Source organism: Stutzerimonas kunmingensis (assembly GCF_032106285.1).
Taxonomy (GTDB): Bacteria; Pseudomonadota; Gammaproteobacteria; order Pseudomonadales; family Pseudomonadaceae; genus Stutzerimonas; species Stutzerimonas kunmingensis_B.
In genome coordinates, this window is record NZ_DAMCPO010000015.1 from 69,749 (window position 1) to 91,239 (window position 21,491).

Below are 21,491 nucleotides of genomic sequence, written 5' to 3' on the forward strand. Positions count from 1 at the left end.
CTTCCCTATTGCGCCGCTTGCACTGCAGCAATCATTCGAACTACATCAACCGTCTCGGCAACGTCATGAACGCGCACAATTTGCGCGCCCTTGCCTACGGCGAGCGCCGCCAAAGCCAGACTGCCGTACAAGCGCTCATCAACTGGCCGACCCAGTACGGCCCCGATCATGCTCTTGCGCGAGACACCGACCAGCAACGGCCGCCCCAGTCGATGCAGTACCTCCATACGCCTGAACAGCACAAGATTATGGTTCAGCGTCTTGGCGAAGCCGAAGCCGGGATCTAGGACGATGCGATCGAGCGGGATTCCCGCCGCAGCACACGCACCCATTCGCTGCTCAAGAAACGAACAAACCTCCTCCACAACGTCGTCGTAGCGGGGATCCCTCTGCATATCACCTGGCTCGCCGCGCATGTGCATGAGGCAGACCGGCAGGCCAGCGTCAGCCGCGGCATCCAGCGCACCGTCGCGCTGCAGCGAGCGCACGTCGTTAATCAGCCCAGCGCCCAGCCTCGCACACTCGCGGATGACTGCGGGCGTGGACGTATCCACCGAAACGACCACGTCGAGCTCCCGCGCGATCATCTCTACGATCGGTGCGACCCGCTCCAGCTCCTCGGTCGGCGAGACGGCGCGCGCGCCAGGGCGCGTAGACTCGCCACCAACATCGATCAGCGTAGCCCCAGCCACGGCCATTGCTTCGGCATGCCGCAGGGCTGCCTCGCGCTCGGCAAAGCGACCACCATCAGAGAAAGAATCGGGTGTGACATTGAGAATCCCCATCACATGAGGACGGGAAAGATCGAGAACCCGGCTGCCACATACCAGCCGAGCGGGAGAAAGAGATTCGGTCATTTACGAGCCTTGAGCTTTCAGGCCGGACACCCTGGACAGGCGCCCACCACACCAGCTGCACCACCATGGCGCAACGGGCTGGACAATTTACACCAGAAGGGGCGCCTATGCGCCCCTTCTGGTGTACTCCGATTTTCACGCGCCCGATGCAGCCACTGGCTTGCGCATGCCCTCAATGCTCGCCGGCAGGACCACCGATCGGGGTTTGCGGGCGACTATCATCCGGCACGACTGGCGTACCGGACGCGCCCGAGCCACCTTCCCAATCACGCGGCTCCCGAGGGGTGCGCCCAGCCATGATGTCGTCGATCTGCGGCGCATCGATGGTCTCGTACTTCATCAAGGCTTCGGCCATCACATCCAGCTTGTCGCGATTATCGGTCAAGATCTGCTTGGCCGTCCCGTAGCAGTGATCGATGATGCTGCGCACTTCTTCATCGATCAGCCGCGCGGTTTCACCGGATACATTGGAATGCTGGCTGCCAGCACTGCGACCGAGAAACACCTCGCCCTCTTCCTCGGCGTACATCAACGGCCCAAGCTTCTCCGACAAGCCCCACTTGGTCACCATGTTCCGCGCCAACTGCGTGGCGCGCATGATGTCGTTCGACGCACCCGTGGTGACACCCTCGAAGCCCAGCGTCATCTCTTCCGCAATCCGCCCTCCGAACAAAGAACAGATCTGGCTGATCAGCGCGCGCTTCGACAGGCTGTAACGATCTTCCTCTGGCAGGAACATGGTGACGCCTAGCGCCCGACCACGAGGAATGATGGAGACCTTGTAGACGGGATCATGCTCGGGGACCACGCGCCCAACGATGGCATGACCTGCTTCGTGGTAAGCGGTGTTGAGCTTCTCCTTTTCGGACATGACCATGGACTTGCGCTCGGCGCCCATCATGATCTTGTCCTTGGCCAGCTCGAACTCACGCATTTCGACGATGCGCTTATTGGAACGCGCGGCAAACAGCGAAGCTTCGTTGACCAGGTTGGCGAGATCCGCACCGGAGAAACCCGGCGTCCCACGCGCAATTACAGCGGGCTCGACGTTCTCACTGATCGGCACCTTGCGCATGTGCACCTTCAGGATCTGCTCGCGACCGCGAATGTCCGGCAGGCCGACCACCACCTGACGGTCGAAACGACCTGGGCGCAGAAGTGCAGGATCGAGTACGTCCGGACGGTTAGTTGCAGCGATGACGATGATCCCATCGTTCATCTCGAAGCCGTCCATCTCCACCAGCAACTGGTTGAGGGTCTGCTCGCGCTCATCGTGCCCGCCACCGAGACCTGCGCCACGATGACGACCAACTGCATCGATCTCGTCGATAAAGATGATGCACGGCGCGTGCTTCTTCGCCTGTTCGAACATGTCGCGGACACGGCTGGCACCGACACCGACGAACATCTCGACGAAATCCGAACCGGAAATGGTGAAGAACGGCACCTTGGCTTCACCTGCAATCGCCTTGGCCAGCAGCGTCTTACCAGTGCCGGGCGGGCCGACCATCAGCACACCACGCGGAATGCGACCGCCGAGACGTTGAAACTTGCCAGGATCACGCAGGAACTCGACCAGCTCGTGGACTTCTTCCTTCGCCTCATCGCAGCCGGCGACGTCAGCAAAGGTCGTCTTGACCTGATCCTCGGAAAGCAGGCGCGCCTTGCTCTTGCCGAAACTCATCGGCCCACCCTTGCCACCCGCACCGCCCTGCATCTGCCGCATGAAAAACATGAATACAGCGATGATCACCAGAATCGGGAAGCTGGCAACGAGAAGCTGAGTCCAGATACTTTGCTGCTCAGGCTGCTTGCCCTCGATCAGCACATTGTTGTCGAGCAGATCACCGATCAGACCATTGTCCTGAATCGCCGGGCGAATGGTCTTGAAGGTATCGCCTTCGCTGCGCTTGCCGATGATCACGAAACCATCGACCGTCACACGCTCGACGCGCCCTTCCTTGACCTGCTCGAGGAAGTCGGAATAGCTCAGCGTCTGCGGCTCGCTGGGGCTGGAGAAGTTGTTCATCACCGTGACCAGGACGGCGGCGATGATCAGCCACAGAATCAGGTTTTTTGCCATGTCGTTCAAATTAACTACCCTCTGGAGCAAACCCGTTGTCTGCGGGCCGCATGACGGCCGGTTGGTTGCTCGGCCTAACTTACTACACAACGTACTGGAACTGGCAGCCGGTCTGTAACCCTATGAAACAGCCTAGCCCTTGTAACACCGAGCCGTCCATTCAACTGAAGCCTGCACGATAGACCGCAAGATATGGCATTTTGCACCGAGCGCTATTCGCTACATTTTTTGAAGCAGCGCGCCCCGCGACGCAACTCTGCAACCGATATTGGGGCCGTATGGACAATCACAAGGCCGGCATGATTTTTCGTCAGCTGATATCTGACGCGTATCCAGAGACATTCGACGCACGACCCCAGCCACCGAAGAAGAACTTTTTGTCGGTACGGACGGATACAGCATGCCCCAAGCTGACGCCTCATCTGTGCGGTCATGCACCTCTCGGTTACACTAGCCGCCGTTTCCAAGGTTCTGACGCAAGGGTCGACATATGCCGCTCACCAACGAGCAAAAGAAGCAGTACAAATCCATCGGCCACCATCTGAAACCGGTCCTGATCGTAGCCGAGAACGGACTGACCGAAGGCGTTCAAGCCGAACTCGAGCGGGCCCTGAACGACCATGAGCTGATCAAGATCCAGTTCCGCCTCGCAGAGCGTGAAGACCGCCGCGCGCTGATAGAAGAACTGTGCAAGGTCGGCAAGTGCGAGCTGGTACAGACCATCGGCAAGATGGCCCTGGTGTACCGCAAGAATCCAAAGCCGAACAAGCAGCTTTCGAACATTCACCGCTTCCAGGCCTGAGATCGTGCGCGGCAGACTCAATCTGCCGCGCGCTCAGTACTCGCGTCCCGGAGCGGGCTGCAAGACCAGCATCAGGCCACACAGCGCCATCGCCAGAAAGCTGAAGCTGGCCCAGTAGAGCGAGTCGAACCAGCCCGCCCGCATCAACAACTGGCTGCCCGCGAGCATCATTACTGTCAGCAAAAGCTGGCCGCGAACGTCACGCCACAAGCCGCGCAGCCCCATCACCTGAACCAAGACCAGCGCCTGCAGCGCGCTACAGAATGCGGCAAAGCCGACCAGCAGCGGCTTCAGGCTGCCAGCGATCTCATCGACCAATAAAGGTGCCAGCCCGACGCGCCCAAGGGCAGGCAAGACCAGAAATTGCAGCAGCCACAAGCCGCCGACCCAGAACGTCTGGGCCAGCTGCCAGGTGATGATGCCAGCCCGCGCCGGCTGTCGGTCAGACGTGGCGGACTTCGACAATCTCGTACTCGATCAACCCACTGGGCGTTTTGACGGCTACGACATCACCTTCTTCCTTGCCGATCAATGCGCGGGCAATCGGCGAACTGACCGAAAGCTTGCCCTGCTTGATGTCAGCTTCATCGTCGCCGACGATCTGGTAGGTCACCTGCTCGTCGGTCTCGACATTGGCGATATCCACAGTGGTACCGAAGATTACCTTGCCAGTCGGCGTGATGTTGGCGATATCGATAACCTGCGCGTTCTGCAGTCGACCCTCGATGTCGCGGATACGCGCCTCAACCATGCCCTGCTGCTCACGCGCAGCATGATACTCGGCGTTCTCCTTGAGATCGCCGAGTTCGCGCGCCTCGGCGATCGCCTGGGTAATCTGCGGACGCAAAACGGTCTTCAGATGCTTGAGTTCGTCTTCCAGGGCGCGAGCGCCCTGGATGGTCATTGGAAATTTTGTCATGCCTTGATTCCTGCATGGAGATCCTGCAAGCGGCGCACAGTCTTCTCGGGACCGAACTTGAGCGCCTCACAGATTGCCTGGCCACCCGCGATAGTGGTGGTGATGCAGATCTTGTGCTGCAGGGCGTTGCGCCGAATGGAATACGAATCGGCGATGGACTGGCGGCCTTCGGTAGTGTTGATGACCAATGTGACTTCGTCATTCTTGATCATGTCGACCACGTGCGGACGGCCTTCGGTCACCTTGTTCACACGGCGCACCGGCAGTCCGGCCGCCTCGATGATCCGCGCGGTGCCGGCGGTCGCCACCACCTCGAAACCGAGCCCGACCAGATCACGAGCGACCTGCTCGACGTAAGGCTTGTCGTCTTCGCGCACGCTGAGGAACGCGCAACCCGAGGTCGGCAGGATTTCGCTAGCGCCCAGCTGGGCCTTGGCAAAGGCTTCGGCAAAGCTGTCGCCTACGCCCATCACCTCACCGGTGGACTTCATCTCCGGACCGAGGATGGTATCGACGCCGGGGAACTTGGCGAACGGGAATACCGCTTCCTTGACGCTGTAGTAGGTCGGGATGATTTCGCGAGTGAAGCCGATTTCCTTCAGTGTCTTGCCAGCCATCACGCGCGCCGCAACCTTGGCCAACGACTCGCCAATGCACTTGGAAACGAACGGCACCGTACGCGAAGCACGCGGGTTGACCTCGAGCACGTAGATATCTTCGCCCTGCACGGCCATCTGTACGTTCATCAGGCCTATCACGTCGAGCTCCAGGGCCATCTTGCGCACCTGGTCACGAATCTCGTCCTGAATATGCTGCGGCAGCGAGTAGGCCGGAAGCGAGCAGGCCGAGTCACCGGAGTGGACACCGGCCTGCTCGATGTGCTGCATGATGCCGCCGATGACGACGTCAGTACCGTCGCAGACCGCGTCGATATCCACTTCGATGGCGCAGTTGAGGAAGTGATCCAGCAGCACCGGGCTGTCGTTGGACACCTGGACCGCTTCACGCATATAGCGCTTGAGCTCTTCTTCCTCGTAAACGATCTCCATCGCCCGGCCGCCCAGCACGTAGGACGGGCGCACCACCAGCGGGTAGCCAATCGCCTTGGACGCAGCGATGGCTTCCTCCTCACTACGCGCCGTGGCGTTCTGCGGCTGACGCAGATTCAGACGCTGCACCATCTGCTGGAAGCGTTCACGGTCTTCGGCGCGGTCGATTGCATCCGGACTAGTGCCGATGATCGGTACACCCGCCTCCTCCAACGCACGGCAGATCTTCAGCGGGGTCTGCCCGCCATATTGCACAATCACGCCCTTGGGCTGCTCGACACGGACGATTTCCAGCACGTCTTCCAGGGTTACCGGCTCGAAGTACAGGCGGTCGGACGTGTCGTAGTCGGTGGAGACGGTTTCCGGGTTGCAGTTGACCATGATGGTCTCGTAGCCGTCTTCGCGCATCGCCAGCGCGGCGTGCACACAACAGTAGTCGAACTCGATGCCCTGTCCGATACGGTTGGGGCCGCCACCCAGGATCATGATCTTGTCGCGGCTCGACGGGTTTGCCTCGCACTCTTCCTCGTAGGTCGAATACATGTAGGCCGTGTCGGTAGCGAACTCGGCGGCGCAGGTGTCGACGCGCTTGTAGACCGGCAGCACCTTGAGCTTGTGACGGTGACTGCGCAGGTTCTTCTCGGTGACGCCTAACAGCTTGGCCAGACGCGCGTCGGAAAAACCCTTGCGCTTGAGCTTGTACATCATGTCGCGGTCGATGCTGGACAGGCCCAGCGTCTTGACGTGCTCTTCATCCTTGACCAGATCCTCGATCTGCACCAGGAACCAAGGATCGATCTTGGTCAGCGCGAACACATCTTCGACACTCTTGCCGGCACGGAAGGCGTCGGCGACATACCAGATGCGATCGGCGCCCGGCACCGTCAGTTCGCGCTTGAGGGTGCTCTCGGCCTCGGCGTCAGCCAGATTCAGTTTCGGATCGAAACCGGTTGCGCCGACTTCCAGGCCACGCAGCGCTTTCTGCATGGATTCCTGGAAGGTGCGACCAATCGCCATGACCTCACCGACCGACTTCATCTGAGTAGTCAGGCGCGCGTCGGCCTTGGGGAATTTCTCGAAGGCAAAGCGCGGCACCTTGGTCACGACGTAGTCGATGGCCGGCTCGAAAGAAGCAGGCGTGCGACCGCCAGTGATGTCGTTCTGCAGTTCGTCGAGGGTGTAACCGACGGCCAGCTTGGCGGCGATCTTGGCGATCGGGAAGCCTGTGGCCTTGGACGCCAGCGCCGAGGAACGCGACACCCGCGGGTTCATCTCGATCACCACCATGCGGCCGGTATCTGGACAAATGCCGAACTGCACGTTGGAGCCACCAGTTTCCACGCCGATCTCGCGCAGCACCGCCAGCGAGGCGTTACGCAGGATCTGGTATTCCTTGTCGGTCAGGGTCTGGGCCGGCGCGACGGTGATCGAGTCGCCGGTGTGCACGCCCATCGGATCGAAGTTCTCGATGGAGCAGACGATGATGCAGTTGTCCTTCTTGTCGCGGACCACCTCCATCTCGTATTCCTTCCAACCGATCAGCGACTCGTCGATCAGCAGCTCACTGGTCGGTGAAAGGTCCAGGCCGCGGGCGCAGATCTCTTCGAACTCTTCACGGTTATAGGCGATGCCGCCGCCGGTGCCACCCATGGTGAACGACGGGCGAATGATGCAGGGGAAGCCGACCTTGTCGAGCACGCCGTAGGCTTCTTCCATGTTGTGCGCGATGCCGGATACCGGACAGGCAAGACCGATGTCCTTCATCGCCTTGTCGAAGCGCGAACGGTCTTCGGCCTTGTCGATGGTGTCGGCGTTGGCACCGATCATCTCGACGCCGAACTTCTCCAGAATGCCGTGCTTTTCCAGGTCCAGCGCGCAGTTCAGCGCGGTCTGACCACCCATGGTCGGCAGCAGTGCGTCCGGACGCTCCTTCTCGATGATCTTGGCCACGGTGGCCCATTTGATCGGCTCGATGTAGGTGGCGTCAGCCATGGCCGGGTCGGTCATGATGGTCGCCGGGTTGGAATTCACCAGGATGACGCGGAAGCCTTCCTCCTTAAGCGCCTTGCAGGCCTGAGCGCCGGAGTAATCGAACTCGCACGCCTGGCCGATGACGATGGGGCCGGCGCCGAGGATGAGGATGCTTTTGATATCTGTACGTTTTGGCATTTTCGTTACTCGAATCCTTAGGTCAGTCGGCGAGTCATCTTGAGAGTTACTGCGCGCCGCCTGGGCTGCGCTGCGCGGTACTCACTTCCTCGCCGTACTACCTGTACTGTCTCGTCGTTGCGTTCCGGGCGCCTTGCCCAGACCGCGCTCGCTACACTCTCAAGACGACTCGTTACTGTCGTTTGGCCATGGCTTCGATGAAACGGTCGAACAGCGGCGCGACGTCATGCGGCCCCGGGCTCGCTTCGGGGTGACCCTGGAAGCTGAAGGCAACCTTGTCGGTGCGCTCGATGCCCTGCAGGGTGCCATCGAACAGCGACTTGTGTGTCGCACGCACATTGGCCGGCAGACTAGCTTCGTCCACGGCAAAGCCATGGTTCTGACTGGTGATCATCACCACACCGGTCTTCAGATCCTGAACCGGGTGGTTAGCACCGTGGTGACCGTTGGGCATCTTCACGGTCGTGGCGCCGGAGGCGAGCGCCAGCAACTGGTGGCCAAGGCAGATGCCGAATACCGGGATGTCGGTTTCGAGCACTTGCTGGATCGCCTTGATCGCGTAGTCGCATGGCTCGGGGTCACCCGGACCGTTTGCCAGGAAGATACCGTCCGGGTTCAGCGCCAAGGCTTCGCTGGCAGGCGTCTGTGCCGGAAGCACGGTGACGCGGCAACCGCGGGCGACCAGCATGCGCAGGATGTTGTACTTCACGCCGTAGTCGAAGGCGACGACATGGTAGGGCAGCTCGCTGGCGGGAATCTCGGCATGGCCGTCATCCTTCAGGCACCAGACACTGGAGCGCCACTCGTAACGCTCCTTGACGCTGACTTCCTTCGCCAGATCCATGCCCTTGAGGCCAGGGAAGCTGCGCGCCAGCTCCAGCGCTTTCTCTTCTGTCGCATCGCTACCAGCCAGGATGCAGCCGTTCTGCGCACCCTTCTCTCGCAGGATACGGGTCAGGCGACGAGTATCGATGCCGGCGATGGCAACGGTGCCATTGGCCTTGAGGTAGTCAGGCAGGGGTTGCTTGTCGCGCCAGTTGCTGGAAATCAGCGGCAGGTCGCGAATAACCAGACCCGCAGCCCAGACTTTCCTGGACTCGGCATCCTCCGGCGTGGTACCAGTGTTGCCGACATGAGGATAGGTCAGGGTTACGATCTGCTTGGCGTAGGAAGGATCGGTGAGGATTTCCTGATAGCCGGTCATGGCGGTGTTGAACACCACCTCACCAATGGTTTGCCCATCGGCGCCGATGGATTCGCCGCGAAAGATGCTGCCATCGGCAAGAGCCAGAATGGCTGGCGTAAGGGCTGGCTTAGTCAAGAGACCTCCCATAGATCAAGGCTGGAGCAGACGCAGATTGTAAAAAAGCGGGATGACGTGTGAAGGTCATCCCGCTTTTTGTTTGATTCATTTCTGCGCAACTTTTAGTGGACACACTAAAGCGGGAAGCTTACATAAAACCGCCTTTCGGGTCCAGCCAAAATAGCCGGCAAACGCACTCGAACGGTGCGCGACGCTGCCAGCCGACGCAGCGAATCATTTCAGACCGAGCACATCCTGCATGTCGTAAAGACCTGCCGGCTTCTCGTCCAGCCATAGCGCGGCACGCACGGCGCCCTTGGCGAAGGTCATGCGGCTGGAGGCCTTGTGGGTGATTTCCACGCGTTCACCATCGGCGGCGAACAACACTGTGTGATCACCGACCACGTCGCCGGCACGGACGGTAGCGAAGCCGATGGTGTCGCGCTGACGCGCACCGGTTTGCCCCTCACGCCCATATACCGCAACCTTCTGAAGGTCACGCCCAAGCGCCTCGGCGACGACTTCACCCATGCGCAGCGCGGTACCAGAAGGTGCGTCCACCTTGTGCCGGTGATGCGCCTCGATGATCTCGATATCCACGTCGTCACCTAATACCCGCGCTGCCGTGTCCAGCAGCTTGAGGCACAGATTGACGCCAACACTGAAGTTGGCGGCAAAGACGATCGGGATGTCCCTGGCCGCCGCAACGAGACGCTCCTTCTCGTCAGGCGAGAAGCCGGTGGTACCGATCACCATCGCCTTGCCGGCGCGCCGGCAGACTTCCAGATTCTTCAGGGTCACCGAAGGATGGGTGAAATCGATCAGCACGTCGAACTCATCGATGGCCCTGACGAGCTCACCGGTCAGCGGCACACCCAGACGACCGATGGCTGCCAGCTCGCCGGCATCGGCACCCACCAGAGTGCTGTCCGGACGATCGATGGCCGCCGTCAGGCCGGCGGCACCACTGGTCTGCTGCACCGCCTCGATCAAGGTCTTGCCCATACGCCCGGCGGCGCCGGTCACTGCAATACGTCGCATCAATTCAGCTCCAGGCTGCAGGCTTCAAGCGGAGGACGCAGGCACGAAGCCTGTCATCCTCCACCCATAGGCCCTTGTCATACATCACCGAAAAAGCGCTTCACACCTTCGAACCAGCCACTGGCCTTGGGGGAATGCGAGGTGTCACCCTGCAGGGTGCCGCGAAACTCCTCGAGCATCTCACGCTGACGCTTGCTCAGGTTGACCGGCGTCTCCACCGCGACCCGACACAGCAGATCGCCCGCCGCACCACCGCGCACCGGCGCGACCCCCTTGCCACGCAAGCGGAACTGCTTGCCGGTCTGGGTACCTTCAGGAATCTTCAGCTTGACGCGGCCATCCAGGGTCGGCACTTCCAGCTCGCCACCCAACGCGGCATCGGCAAAGCTGATAGGCACTTCGCAATACAAATGTTTACCATCGCGCTGGAAGATCGCGTGCTCGCGCACATTGACCACCACATACAGATCGCCGGCCGGGCCACCCTGAGTGCCCGCCTCGCCTTCGCCAGACAGACGAATGCGATCACCGGTATCGACACCCGGCGGCACCTTGACCGAGAGTGTCTTCTGCTCCTCCACGCGCCCCTGCCCATGGCAGCTGCCACACGGATCGGAAATCATCTTGCCGCTGCCGTGGCAACGAGGACAGGTCTGCTGCACCGAGAAGAAGCCCTGCTGCATGCGCACCTGGCCGATACCGCCGCAGGTGGTACAGGTGACCGGGCTGGTGCCCTTCTTCGCGCCGGAGCCATCGCAGGTCTTGCACTCGACCAGGGTCGGCACGCGAATGGTCACGGTGGTGCCGCGCACTGCCTCTTCGAGATCGAGTTCGAGCGTGTAGCGCAGATCGCTGCCACGCTGTGCGCCGCCACGGCCGCCGCCGCGGCCGCCACTGAAGAAATCGCTGAACACGTCGCCGAAGATATCGGAGAAGTTCGCACCACCGTAACCGGCACCGGCCGCGCCAGCACCCATCTGCGGATCGACACCGGCGTGGCCGTACTGATCGTAGGCAGCCCGTTTGCTCGGATCGGAGAGTACTTCGTAGGCCTCGTTGGCCTCCTTGAAGGCGTCTTCAGCCGCCTTGTCCCCCGGATTGCGGTCCGGGTGATGCTTCATCGCAAGGCGCCGGTAAGCCTTTTTCAGCTCCGCCTCGCTGACGCCGCGCTCGACGCCCAGCACCTCATAAAAATCGCGTTTGGCCATAACTATCCTGAACCCTCAATTTCATGCCTTCCAGACACGCCGACGCGGGAGCAAGCCCCCGCGCAGCGGTCGGGCCCGCCCGAACGAGGTCGGGACGGGCTGGAGCGGAAGCAAGCCAGGGCTTACTTGTTGTCCTTGACCTCTTCGAACTCGGCGTCGACCACGTCGTCGCCCGGCTTGCCCTGCTCGTCTGCCGGCTGACCTTCGCCAGCCTGAGCCTGCTCGGCGTACATCTTCTGCGCGACCGGCGTGGAAGCCTGGGAAACCGCAGCGATCTTGGCTTCGATCTCGGCCTTGTCGTCGCCTTTGATGGCCACTTCCAGCTCGCCAAGCGCTTTCTCGATGGCCGCTTTGTCGTCGTCACTGGCCTTGTCGCCGGCCTCAACGAGCATCTTGCGGGTCGCATGCACCAGCTGATCGCCCTGGTTGCGCGCAGTCGCCAGCTCTTCGAACTTGCGGTCTTCCTCGGCATTGGCCTCGGCGTCGCGAACCATCTGCTCGATCTCCTCCTCGGACAGACCCGAGTTGGCCTTGATCACGATGGATTGCTGCTTGCCAGTGGCCTTGTCCTTGGCAGACACATGCAGGATGCCGTTGGCGTCGATGTCAAAGGTGACCTCGATCTGCGGCATGCCACGCGGTGCCGGCGGAATCTCGGCCAGGTCGAAGCGACCCAGCGACTTGTTGCCGGTCGCCTGCTTACGCTCACCCTGCAGCACGTGAATGGTCACCGCGCTCTGATTGTCGTCGGCAGTGGAGAACACCTGCGACTTCTTGGTCGGGATGGTGGTGTTCTTCTCGATCAACGGAGTCATTACGCCACCCAGGGTTTCGATACCCAGCGTCAGCGGCGATACGTCGAGCAGCAGCACGTCCTTCACGTCACCGGCCAGCACGGCGCCCTGGATGGCAGCACCCATAGCGACGGCTTCGTCCGGGTTGACGTCCTTGCGCGCTTCCTTGCCGAAGAACTCAGCGACCTTCTGCTGAACCAGCGGCATACGGGTCTGGCCACCGACCAGGATCACGTCGTCGATCTTCGAAACGTCGACGCCGGCATCCTTCAGCGCAATGCGGCAAGGCTCGATGGTGCGCTGCACCAGATCCTCGACCAGCGCTTCCAGCTTGGCGCGGGAAATCTTCACGTTCAGGTGCTTCGGACCAGACGCGTCAGCGGTGATGTACGGAAGGTTGACGTCGGTCTGCTGGCTGGAGGACAGCTCGATCTTGGCCTTCTCGGCAGCTTCCTTCAGGCGCTGCATTGCCAGCGGGTCACCCTTGAGGTTCATACCGCTTTCTTTCTTGAACTCGTCGACGAGGTAGTCGATCAAGCGGATGTCGAAGTCCTCACCGCCGAGGAAAGTGTCGCCGTTGGTGGCCAGCACTTCGAACTGGTGCTCGCCATCGACTTCGGCGATCTCGATCACCGAAACGTCGAAGGTACCGCCGCCCAGGTCATAAACGATCACGGTGTGGTCGCCCTTGGCCTTGTCCATGCCGTAAGCCAGCGCAGCCGCGGTCGGCTCGTTGATGATGCGCTTGACGTCCAGACCGGCGATACGACCGGCATCCTTGGTGGCCTGACGCTGGCTGTCGTTGAAGTAGGCCGGAACGGTGATCACCGCCTCGGTCACCGGCTCACCGAGGTAATCCTCGGCGGTCTTCTTCATCTTTTTCAGAATTTCAGCGGAGATCTGCGGCGGCGCCATTTTCTGGCCATTCACCTCGACCCAGGCGTCGCTGTTGTCCGCCTTGACGATCTTGTAAGGGACCATCTGAATGTCTTTCTGCACGACGTCTTCGTCAAAGCGACGACCGATCAGACGCTTCACCGCATACAGGGTGTTGTGCGGGTTGGTCACTGCCTGGCGCTTGGCCGACTGACCAACCAGGATTTCGCCGTCGTTCGCGTACGCGATGATCGACGGAGTGGTACGGCCGCCTTCGGCGTTCTCAATAACCTTGGCCTTGCCGTTTTCCAGAATCGAGACGCAGGAGTTGGTGGTTCCCAGGTCGATACCAATGATCTTGCCCATTTAATTCGCTCTCCAAATTTCGATTGGTCCGCGCCTGCTTACCGGCTGCGGGTAACACAAAAACGCTTGGCTACCAGATGGGGGTCGGCAACCGGATTTCAAGCCTTCTCATCAATCGAAGGCGGCACATCGGCGGGCGCCTTGCTGACGACGACCATCGCCGGACGCAGCAGGCGACCGTTGAGCAGGTAACCTTTCTGGAACACCTTGAGCACGCTGCCCGGCTCGACGTGGGTGCTTTCTTCCATGGCCATGGCCTGGTGATGCTCAGGATTGAACGGCTCGCCATGCGGATCGAGCTGCTCGAGCTGGTGACGCGCCAGCGTGTCCTGAAGCAGCTTGAGGGTCAGCTCGACGCCCTCACGCATGGGCTTGACCGCCTCGTCATCAGCACTGGACAGCTCAAGGCCACGCTCGAGACTGTCGGCAACGGCAAGCAGATCACCGGCAAACTTTTCCAGGGCGAACTTGTGCGCCTTCTCCACATCCTGCTCGGCGCGCCGGCGGATGTTCTGCAGTTCAGCCGCAACGCGCAGTGACTGGTCCTGCGCAGCGGCCAGCTGCTCTTCCAGCGACTGCACGCGGGCGGCCAGATCCTCGGCTACGTCCGCTTCCGAATGCTCGGGCGCTTCCGGGTTCTGGTTATCCAGGTTCTGCTCGTCGGCCATAGGTCCTCCTCTCTATACGATCAGCGGGCAGCAAACCCGCGCTTGTGCCGCTATATGGGGGCGCGAAAACAGGCTTCAAGGGCGGAAAGCGAAGAGCGCCCAGCGAAATGACGAGCAACCGCACATTCATCCTTCAACGCTTGTAGCGCCCAGGAAAACCACTGTATAAATACCCAGCCACGCAAATCGGGAGCCCTTGCCATGCTGGTTCATCTATCGGTCCACAACTACGCCATCGTCGAGCACCTCGACCTCGAGCTGAAACGCGGCATGAGCGTCATCAGCGGAGAAACCGGCGCAGGCAAGTCGATTATGCTCGACGCCCTCGGCCTGACGTTGGGCGACCGGGCCGACAGCAGCGTGGTGCGCATCGGCGCCGACAAGGCCGACATTCTTGCCAGCTTCGACCTGGACGATATTCCCGACGCCCGCGCCTGGCTCGCCGAGCGCGACATGGACCATGACGGGCCCTGCATCCTGCGCCGTGTCATCACCGCCGAAGGTCGTTCCCGCGGCTACATCAACGGCACCCCTTGTCCGCAGGGCGACCTCAAGTCGCTGGGCGAGCTGCTTATCGATATCCACAGCCAGCACGAGCATCAATCCCTGCTGAAGACCGACACCCATCGGCGCCTGCTCGATGAGTACAGCGGCAACCAGGAGCTGGCGCGACAGGTCCAGCTGGCCGCCCAGCGCTGGCGGCAGACGCGACAGACCCTGGAACGCCTGAGCAATAGTGGCGACGAACAGCGCGCACGCCACCAATTGCTCAGCTACCAGCTGGAAGAGCTGGAGAACCTGGCGCTGGGCGAGAACGAACTGGAGCAACTCGAGCGCGAACACAAGAACCTGGCCAATGCTGAGCAGTTGCTCGGCGCCTGCCGCCAGGTCATGGAGCTGTGCAGCGAGAGCGATGCCGGCAACGTGCTGTCGGCACTGACCAGCAGCCTGCAGCGTCTGAGCGCCTTCCAGAACCAACCTCAAGCCCTGAGCGAAGCAGTCAATCTGCTGGCAAGCGCGCAGATTCAGGTCGAAGAGGCGATCGGCGAGCTGAACCGCTTCGTCGATCACTTCGACGCCGATCCGGAGCGCCAGCAGATGCTGGAAGAGCGACTGGATACCATCTACACCCTCGCTCGCAAGCACCGCGTGCAACCGACCGAACTGCCCAACCTGCACCAGCAGCTGCTGGAGGAGCTAGAAGGACTGAACGCCGACGACGAAGCAGTCGAGCGCCTCGGTGAAGAACTGGCGGCCTACGCTCGGCACTACGAAGAAAAAGCCGGCGAACTCAGCCGCATGCGCCAGGCCGCGGCCGAACAACTGGCCTGCGCTGTCGAGGTAGAGATTCAAAGACTGGGTATGCCAGGCGGCAGATTCAGCGTGCAACTCAAGCCTGCAGCCGAAGGCGAACTGATGCCCTACGGCCTGGAGCAGGTCGAGTTCTTGGTCAGCGCCAACCCGGGCCAGCCCCTGCGCGCCCTGGCCAAGGTCGCATCCGGGGGTGAACTATCACGCATCAGCCTGGCGATTCAGGTGATCACCGCGCAGACATCCCGCGTACCGACGCTGGTGTTCGATGAAGTCGACGTGGGTATCGGCGGCCCCACCGCGGAGATCGTTGGCCAGCTGCTGCGCCGCCTCGGCGAGCGCGGCCAGGTGCTGACCGTCACCCACCTGCCCCAAGTCGCCGCCCAAGGACATCACCACCTGTTCGTGCACAAGGCTCGCGGGGCGGATGAAACCCGCACTGCCGTCGCAGAACTGGATCAGAACGGCCGCGTCGAGGAAATCGCGCGAATGCTCGGCGGCGTCGACCTGACCGAGCAGTCTCTGGCACATGCCCGACAGATGGTCACCTCCGCACAAGCCTGAGCCCGGCAGCCAGGCACAAAAAAGGCGGCCTTGGCCGCCTTTTTCATATGTCTGGATCAGTCTTTCTTGCGCACGTAGAGCACCAGATTGTGATCCACCAGCTCGTAGCCGTGACGCTTGACGATTTCTTTCTGCAACTTCTCGATCTCGGGATCGAAAAACTCGATGACGTCGCCGCTATCGACGCAGACCATGTGATCGTGATGCCCGCCGTCGGCCAGCTCGAAGACGGCATGACCACCATCGAAGTTGTGCCGAACTACCAGACCGGCCGCCTCGAACTGGGTCAGCACGCGATAGACCGTCGCCAGACCGACATCCTCACCCGCTTCCATCAACGCCTTGTAGACGTCTTCGGCGCTCATGTGACGGCGATCGGTAGTGTCCAGCATCTGCAGGATCTTGACCCGCGGCAGAGTTACCTTGAGACCAGCTTTACGTAGTTCGCTATTTTCAACCATGGTTGGCTTTCTCGCTGCTGCTGTTTCGCAGCCTCCTTCAATACGGGTATGATCCGGGTTCTTTGCCCAGCCAAGATAGTGGAAGTCACCCACCGATGCAAAACACCAAGCTCATGCTGGCCAGCCTCTCCTTCGCAGGCCTGGTCGCACTCGCCGGTTGTTCATTCCCCGGGGTTTACAAGGTCGACATTCAACAGGGCAATGTCGTCACGCAGGACATGATAGACCAGTTGCGCCCCGGAATGACCCGCCAGCAGGTGCGGTTTATCATGGGCAACCCGCTGATCACCGACACCTTCCATGCCAACCGCTGGGACTACCTGTACAGCATCCAGCCCGGCGGCAGTCCGCGCCAGCAGGAGCGCGTCAGCCTGGTGTTCAACGCCAACGACCAGCTGGCAGGCCTGGCCGGCGACTTCATGCCCGGCGTAAGCCGCGATGAACAGATCCTTGGCCGCGACGCCCAGGCGCCTGACGCGGCTCCTGCCGCCCAGCCAAGTCAGCCTGAAGAGCGCCCTGCGCCTGGCTCGCTGCTGGAGCAGATTCAGCGTGAAGTGGATGAAGCGGAGCCGGTTCCGGTGCCGATTCCCGAACCGCTGGAAACCGAATAAAGAAACGCCCGGCTAGCCCGGGCGTTTTTGTTTCAGCATATTCAAGCGTCTTCGGCCTTGTTCTTTGCTGCCCGTGCGGCGCGCTGTTTGCGCACCTCTTTCGGGTCGGCAATCAGCGGCCGGTAGATCTCCACGCGCTCACCCTCCTCGAGCACGCGCTCATCGGGCTTGGGCACGGCCTTGCCGAAGATACCCAACGGAGCTGCGGCCAAATCGAGCCCCGGGAAGTGCGCATCCATTCCCGAACGCAAGGCCGCCTCGCGCACGGTGGTGCCCGCGGGCACGGTCATCTGCAGCAGCTTCTGCTTGTCGGCCAGGGCATAGACCACTTCGACCGCAATCGATTGCTTATCCATATAACTGCTTCGCCCGCTCGCAGAAGGCATCGACCAAAGTGTTGGCAGCCTGGTTGAACAGCGGCCCGAGCGTTGCCTTGACCAGCGGCCCGGCGTAATCAAAGGTCAGATCCAGGCTTATCTTGCAGGCCTTCTCACCCAGGGCCTTGAATTCCCATATGCCGTGCAGATGGCTGAACGGCCCTTCCTCCAGCGTCATCTCGATACGCTTGCCGAGGTCCAGGGCGTTGCGCGTCATGAAGCGCTGGCTCAACCCGGCCTTCGCCACCGTCATGCTGGCGTGCATTTCGGTCTCGCTACTGGAAAGCACCTCAGTCGCTGAACACCAGGGCAGGAACTGCGGGTAGCTGGCTACGTCGTTGACCATGTCGAACAGCGCCTGGGCCGGGTACGGCAGCAGCGCGGAACGTTGAATGTGCGTCGTCATGCGGACCTTCTACGTCGTCGTTTCATTGCGCGCCATCCAAAGGTTGGCGCAGCCAGCCCGCAACCGCGGCTTCCGGGCGACACCCGGGAAGCGGCTCAGCGCAAAGCGGGGCACATTGTCGGGGATTAACGGCTGCCCCTCAAGTTTCTGCCGCCAGCGCTCTTGCAGGCTGTCGCCAGCCGCAGCGGGACTCCCTATAATGCGGCCCCTATGGCCAAACAGAAGAAACAGTCCCCCGGGACCATCGCGCTGAACAAGAAAGCGCTACACGACTACTTCATCGAACAGAAATTCGAGGCGGGCCTCGTCCTGGCCGGCTGGGAAGTGAAGAGCATGCGCGCCGGCAAGGCTCAGCTGGTCGACAGCTACGTCCTGCTCAAGGATGGCGAAGCCTGGCTGATGGGTGCGCACATCACGCCGCTGACCAGCGCCAGCACACACGTCATTGCCGATCCGACCCGCACCCGCAAGCTGCTGCTGAACAAGCGCGAGCTGGGCAAGCTGTTCGGCGCCGTACAGCAGAAAGGCTACGCCTGCGTAGCGCTGTCGCTGTACTGGAAGAAGCACATGATCAAGTGCGAGATTGCCCTCGGCAAAGGCAAGAAGGAGTACGACAAGCGCCACACCGAGAAGGAACGCGATTCCGATCGGGAGATCCAGCGCGCGATGCGCACCAAGGGCAAGGACGACTGAGCCGCGCCCGTCGCATGGCCCGATAAGCCCACGCGGCAATACCCGAGCCGGCAGGCAGTGCCGGCTCCGCTCTCACCCTTCCTTCTGCATCCGCTCTCCCTGCCTGCGCTGCGCGCGCGCCAGACGCTGAGCCTCCTGCTGACCTTCAGCCAGCACTTCCTGCACGTAATTGATATGCCGATGAATAACCTCCCGCGCCTCGGTCGCTCGCCTGGCCATGATCGCCTCGTACAACTCGCGATGCTGGCTCATCAGCATGTCCCGCGTTTCGTCACGCAGGGCGTACATGCCGCCGATATTGGTCACCACGTTGCGCTTGAGCAGGTCGAACAGGCCACGAATGGTATGCAGCAGCACCGCGTTGTGGCTGGCTTCGGCAATGGCGAGATGGAACTGGGCATCGGCTGCACCCTCTTCCGCCCGGGAGACTTTACCTTCCCGGGCGTAGCAGTCCTGCAATGCGGCAAAGGCCTCGGTGAGCCGCTTCCGATCCACCTCGGTCGCACGCAGCGCTGCGTAGTAGGCGCAGCTGCCCTCGAGCGTGTGGCGAAACTCCAATAAGTCGCGCTGCGCATCGCTGTTGTTTTCCAGCAGATGCAGCAACGGATCACTGAACGTCGAACCCAGCGACTCGGCGACGAACGTACCTCCGCCATGCCGGCTGACCAGCAGCCCCTTGGCCGCGAGCTTCTGAATTGCTTCGCGCAGCGAAGGCCGCGAAACACCAAAGCTTTCAGCCAGGGCGCGCTCCGCAGGCAGACGCTCACCCGCCTTGAGCGTGCCCTCGAGAATCATGGTTTCCAGCTGCGCGACGATATCGTCCGCTAGCCGCCGCTGCCGCACCATCCCCACGTCCATAGCCACCCCGAATGGTCATACCAATCCGAAAATGCTAGCCATGACCGCGCATCTGCACAAGGCCGGTTGTTGCGACCAAAGTCTATAGCTAGCTAATTGACGCCCCTATACGCAGCTCTTACGCTGGCCATTCACTTCTGTTAATTGGTATTACCACTTTACAGAGTGGTCTAAAAATAAGAGGACTCAGCATGAGATCTGCGCACAAAAACTACTCCACGGTCCGCTCAGGGCCCCATCTGAACCGAACCGCAGGGGAAGCCTGACATGTCCAACGGACTGCTCGCACTATTCGCCTTCACACCCATTCTGCTCGCAGCAATCATGCTGATCGGTCTGCGCTGGCCCGCCAGCCGCGCCATGCCGTTGGTCTTCCTGTTCACCGCAGCCATCGGGCTGTTCGTCTGGGACATGAGCGTTAACCGCATCATCGCCTCGACGCTGCAAGGTCTGGTGATCACCCTGGGCCTGCTGTGGATCATCTTCGGCGCAATCCTGCTGCTGAACACCCTCAAGCATTCCGGCGGCATCACCGCCATTCGTGCCGGTTTCACCACCATCAGCCCTGACCGCCGCATCCAGGCCATCATCATCGCCTGGCTGTTCGGTTGCTTCATCGAGGGCGCTTCCGGCTTTGGCACTCCGGCCGCCATCGCCGCACCGCTGCTGGTTGCGGTCGGCTTCCCGGCAATGGCTGCCGTCCTGCTCGGCATGCTGGTGCAAAGCACGCCGGTGTCTTTCGGCGCGGTCGGTACGCCGATCGTTGTGGGCATCAACAGCGGCCTGGATACCGCCACCATCGGCGCGCAACTGGTTGCGCAGGGGTCCAGCTGGAACGCCTACCTGCAGCAGATCACCAGCAGTGTGGCGATCACCCACGCCATCGTCGGCACAGTAATGCCGCTGGTCATGGTGCTGATGCTGACGCGCTTCTTCGGCAAGGAGAAAAGCTGGAAAGCCGGCTTCGAAGTGTTGCCGTTCGCGATCTTCGCCGGCCTGGCGTTCACCCTGCCCTACGCTGCCACCGGCATCTTCCTCGGCCCCGAATTCCCGTCGCTGCTCGGCGGCCTGGTGGGCCTGGCGATCGTTACCACTGCCGCTCGCTTCAAGTTCCTGACGCCGAAGACCACCTGGGACTTCGCCGACGCCAAAGAATGGCCAGCCGAATGGCTGGGCACCATAGAAATGAAGCTGGACGACATCGCGGCGCGCCCGATGAGCGCCTTCCGCGCCTGGCTGCCCTACGTGCTGGTCGGCGCGATTCTGGTGATCAGCCGCGTGTTCCCGCAGGTCACGGCCGCGCTGAAATCGGTATCCATCGCCTTTGCCAACATCCTCGGTGAGACCGGCATCAATGCCGGCATCGAGCCGTTGTACCTGCCGGGCGGCATCCTCGTCATGGTGGTGTTGATTACCTTTTTCCTGCATGGCATGCGCGTTTCCGAGCTCAAGGCGGCAGTGAAGGAATCCAGCGGTGTGCTGCTCAGCGCCGGCTTCGTACTGCTGTTCACCGTGCCGATGGTGCGCATCCTGATCAACTCCGGTGTCAACGGCGCCGAGCTGGCCAGCATGCCAATCGTCATGGCGCGTTATGTCGCCGATAGCGTCGGCAGCATCTACCCGCTGCTGGCACCGGCCGTCGGTGCGCTCGGTGCGTTCCTGGCCGGCTCCAACACCGTCAGCAACATGATGTTCAGCCAGTTCCAGTTTGGTGTTGCGCAGTCGCTCGGCATTTCCGGCGCGATGGTAGTTGCCACCCAGGCTGTTGGCGCTGCGGCGGGCAACATGGTTGCAATCCACAACGTGGTGGCGGCATCCGCTACCGTCGGCCTGCTCGGTCGCGAAGGCTCCACGCTGCGCAAGACCATATGGCCTACGCTGTACTACGTGCTGTTCACGGGGGTGATCGGCCTGATCGCCATCTACGTGCTAGGCGTGACCGACCCACTGGTCGGCGTGTAAGAAACAGGAATCGTGCCCCCGCTTGGGGGCACGGTTGCATTCCAGAAACCGCACCTGACAGGCGCATTGAAAAACGTAGGCGAGGCTGCTTTTAACGACGTCTTGCCAACGCA

The 21,491-nt window shown here is 61.4% G+C and carries 19 protein-coding genes; 5 read left to right on the top strand and 14 right to left on the bottom strand.

Features of this window, described 5'->3' with window-relative positions; all coding sequences use genetic code 11:
* Positions 1–5: 5 nt before the first annotated feature.
* A complete protein-coding gene (gene folP / locus RT582_RS13485) occupies positions 6–857 on the bottom strand; it encodes a dihydropteroate synthase (protein WP_041016120.1) in 852 nt (283 codons plus the stop codon).
* Between the two features lie 172 nt (positions 858–1,029).
* Complete coding sequence (gene ftsH / locus RT582_RS13490) at positions 1,030–2,940, bottom strand: ATP-dependent zinc metalloprotease FtsH (RefSeq protein ID WP_041016119.1); 1,911 nt, start codon at positions 2,938–2,940, stop codon at positions 1,030–1,032.
* Positions 2,941–3,430: 490 nt separating this feature from the next.
* On the opposite strand from ftsH, the gene yhbY reads away from it, so the two are divergent.
* On the top strand, positions 3,431–3,742 hold the full coding sequence (gene yhbY / locus RT582_RS13495) for a ribosome assembly RNA-binding protein YhbY (protein ID WP_221102666.1): 312 nt from the start codon (positions 3,431–3,433) through the stop codon (positions 3,740–3,742).
* Between the two features lie 33 nt (positions 3,743–3,775).
* Here yhbY and RT582_RS13500 read toward each other — a convergent pair whose 3' ends face one another.
* The 8 genes from RT582_RS13500 to grpE form a co-directional block, all read right to left on the bottom strand.
* Complete coding sequence (locus RT582_RS13500; RefSeq protein WP_313477851.1) at positions 3,776–4,207, bottom strand: DUF4149 domain-containing protein; 432 nt, start codon at positions 4,205–4,207, stop codon at positions 3,776–3,778.
* Positions 4,185–4,661 carry a transcription elongation factor GreA gene (greA, locus tag RT582_RS13505; protein ID WP_014819228.1) on the bottom strand — a complete coding sequence of 159 codons (477 nt, stop codon included), beginning with the start codon at positions 4,659–4,661 and terminating at the stop codon, positions 4,185–4,187. The genes RT582_RS13500 and greA overlap by 23 nt, the downstream gene beginning before the upstream one ends.
* Positions 4,658–7,879, bottom strand: coding sequence for a carbamoyl-phosphate synthase large subunit (gene carB, locus RT582_RS13510; RefSeq protein WP_125859674.1), 3,222 nt, complete (start codon positions 7,877–7,879; stop codon positions 4,658–4,660). The genes greA and carB overlap by 4 nt, the downstream gene beginning before the upstream one ends.
* Positions 7,880–8,051: 172 nt before the next feature.
* Positions 8,052–9,200, bottom strand: a complete 1,149-nt coding sequence (carA, locus tag RT582_RS13515) for a glutamine-hydrolyzing carbamoyl-phosphate synthase small subunit (RefSeq protein WP_313477854.1) — start codon at positions 9,198–9,200, stop codon at positions 8,052–8,054.
* 216 nt (positions 9,201–9,416) lie between these two features.
* Complete coding sequence (gene dapB / locus RT582_RS13520) at positions 9,417–10,223, bottom strand: 4-hydroxy-tetrahydrodipicolinate reductase (RefSeq protein WP_014819225.1); 807 nt, start codon at positions 10,221–10,223, stop codon at positions 9,417–9,419.
* 77 nt (positions 10,224–10,300) lie between these two features.
* Positions 10,301–11,431, bottom strand: a complete 1,131-nt coding sequence (gene dnaJ, locus RT582_RS13525) for a molecular chaperone DnaJ (RefSeq protein WP_003280872.1) — start codon at positions 11,429–11,431, stop codon at positions 10,301–10,303.
* Positions 11,432–11,553: 122 nt separating this feature from the next.
* Complete coding sequence (gene dnaK / locus RT582_RS13530; RefSeq protein ID WP_125859677.1) at positions 11,554–13,467, bottom strand: molecular chaperone DnaK; 1,914 nt, start codon at positions 13,465–13,467, stop codon at positions 11,554–11,556.
* A gap of 98 nt (positions 13,468–13,565) precedes the next feature.
* A complete protein-coding gene (grpE, locus tag RT582_RS13535; RefSeq protein WP_041016112.1) occupies positions 13,566–14,135 on the bottom strand; it encodes a nucleotide exchange factor GrpE in 570 nt (189 codons plus the stop codon).
* A gap of 201 nt (positions 14,136–14,336) precedes the next feature.
* Here grpE and recN point away from each other — a divergent pair, with 201 nt between their 5' ends.
* A complete protein-coding gene (recN, locus tag RT582_RS13540; RefSeq protein WP_179485763.1) occupies positions 14,337–16,010 on the top strand; it encodes a DNA repair protein RecN in 1,674 nt (557 codons plus the stop codon).
* A 56-nt stretch (positions 16,011–16,066) separates the two neighbouring features.
* Here recN and fur read toward each other — a convergent pair whose 3' ends face one another.
* Positions 16,067–16,471: a ferric iron uptake transcriptional regulator gene (fur, locus tag RT582_RS13545; protein ID WP_003280866.1), complete on the bottom strand. Its 405-nt coding sequence runs from the start codon at positions 16,469–16,471 to the stop codon at positions 16,067–16,069.
* A gap of 95 nt (positions 16,472–16,566) precedes the next feature.
* Between fur and RT582_RS13550 the strand changes: the two genes are divergently transcribed.
* The gene (locus RT582_RS13550; RefSeq protein ID WP_014819220.1) at positions 16,567–17,082 is read left to right on the top strand and encodes an outer membrane protein assembly factor BamE; all 516 of its coding nucleotides are present in this window, start codon (positions 16,567–16,569) and stop codon (positions 17,080–17,082) included.
* A gap of 41 nt (positions 17,083–17,123) precedes the next feature.
* Here the strand turns inward: RT582_RS13550 and RT582_RS13555 are convergent, their stop codons facing one another.
* Both RT582_RS13555 and RT582_RS13560 read right to left on the bottom strand, forming a co-directional pair.
* Positions 17,124–17,438 carry an RnfH family protein gene (locus RT582_RS13555; RefSeq protein ID WP_014819219.1) on the bottom strand — a complete coding sequence of 105 codons (315 nt, stop codon included), beginning with the start codon at positions 17,436–17,438 and terminating at the stop codon, positions 17,124–17,126.
* Entirely contained in the window at positions 17,431–17,865 is a 435-nt protein-coding gene (locus RT582_RS13560) for a type II toxin-antitoxin system RatA family toxin (protein ID WP_023446175.1), read from the bottom strand. Before RT582_RS13560 ends, RT582_RS13555 begins: the two co-directional genes overlap by 8 nt.
* Before the next feature lie 210 nt (positions 17,866–18,075).
* Here RT582_RS13560 and smpB point away from each other — a divergent pair, with 210 nt between their 5' ends.
* The gene (gene smpB, locus RT582_RS13565) at positions 18,076–18,558 is read left to right on the top strand and encodes an SsrA-binding protein SmpB (protein ID WP_003299438.1); all 483 of its coding nucleotides are present in this window, start codon (positions 18,076–18,078) and stop codon (positions 18,556–18,558) included.
* 72 nt (positions 18,559–18,630) lie between these two features.
* Here smpB and RT582_RS13570 read toward each other — a convergent pair whose 3' ends face one another.
* Positions 18,631–19,416, bottom strand: a complete 786-nt coding sequence (locus RT582_RS13570) for a GntR family transcriptional regulator (RefSeq protein ID WP_041016108.1) — start codon at positions 19,414–19,416, stop codon at positions 18,631–18,633.
* A 267-nt stretch (positions 19,417–19,683) separates the two neighbouring features.
* Between RT582_RS13570 and RT582_RS13575 the strand changes: the two genes are divergently transcribed.
* Positions 19,684–21,378 (top strand): L-lactate permease, encoded by a 1,695-nt coding sequence (locus RT582_RS13575; RefSeq protein WP_313477858.1) that lies wholly within the window; start codon positions 19,684–19,686, stop codon positions 21,376–21,378.
* Positions 21,379–21,491: the final 113 nt, after the last annotated feature.

Excerpts from the sequence above, each read along its gene's own strand:
- folP (WP_041016120.1), bottom strand. The coding sequence starts at position 857 with ATGACCGAATCTCTTTCTCCCGCTCGGCTGGTATGTGGCAGCCGGGTT.
- ftsH (WP_041016119.1), bottom strand. The coding sequence starts at position 2,940 with ATGGCAAAAAACCTGATTCTGTGGCTGATCATCGCCGCCGTCCTGGTC.
- yhbY (WP_221102666.1), top strand. The coding sequence starts at position 3,431 with ATGCCGCTCACCAACGAGCAAAAGAAGCAGTACAAATCCATCGGCCAC.
- greA (WP_014819228.1), bottom strand. The coding sequence starts at position 4,661 with ATGACAAAATTTCCAATGACCATCCAGGGCGCTCGCGCCCTGGAAGAC.
- carB (WP_125859674.1), bottom strand. The coding sequence starts at position 7,879 with ATGCCAAAACGTACAGATATCAAAAGCATCCTCATCCTCGGCGCCGGC.
- dapB (WP_014819225.1), bottom strand. The coding sequence starts at position 10,223 with ATGCGACGTATTGCAGTGACCGGCGCCGCCGGGCGTATGGGCAAGACC.
- dnaJ (WP_003280872.1), bottom strand. The coding sequence starts at position 11,431 with ATGGCCAAACGCGATTTTTATGAGGTGCTGGGCGTCGAGCGCGGCGTC.
- dnaK (WP_125859677.1), bottom strand. The coding sequence starts at position 13,467 with ATGGGCAAGATCATTGGTATCGACCTGGGAACCACCAACTCCTGCGTC.
- grpE (WP_041016112.1), bottom strand. The coding sequence starts at position 14,135 with ATGGCCGACGAGCAGAACCTGGATAACCAGAACCCGGAAGCGCCCGAG.
- recN (WP_179485763.1), top strand. The coding sequence starts at position 14,337 with ATGCTGGTTCATCTATCGGTCCACAACTACGCCATCGTCGAGCACCTC.
- fur (WP_003280866.1), bottom strand. The coding sequence starts at position 16,471 with ATGGTTGAAAATAGCGAACTACGTAAAGCTGGTCTCAAGGTAACTCTG.
- RT582_RS13550 (WP_014819220.1), top strand. The coding sequence starts at position 16,567 with ATGCAAAACACCAAGCTCATGCTGGCCAGCCTCTCCTTCGCAGGCCTG.
- RT582_RS13555 (WP_014819219.1), bottom strand. The coding sequence starts at position 17,438 with ATGGATAAGCAATCGATTGCGGTCGAAGTGGTCTATGCCCTGGCCGAC.
- RT582_RS13560 (WP_023446175.1), bottom strand. The coding sequence starts at position 17,865 with ATGACGACGCACATTCAACGTTCCGCGCTGCTGCCGTACCCGGCCCAG.
- smpB (WP_003299438.1), top strand. The coding sequence starts at position 18,076 with ATGGCCAAACAGAAGAAACAGTCCCCCGGGACCATCGCGCTGAACAAG.
- RT582_RS13570 (WP_041016108.1), bottom strand. The coding sequence starts at position 19,416 with ATGGACGTGGGGATGGTGCGGCAGCGGCGGCTAGCGGACGATATCGTC.
- RT582_RS13575 (WP_313477858.1), top strand. The coding sequence starts at position 19,684 with ATGTCCAACGGACTGCTCGCACTATTCGCCTTCACACCCATTCTGCTC.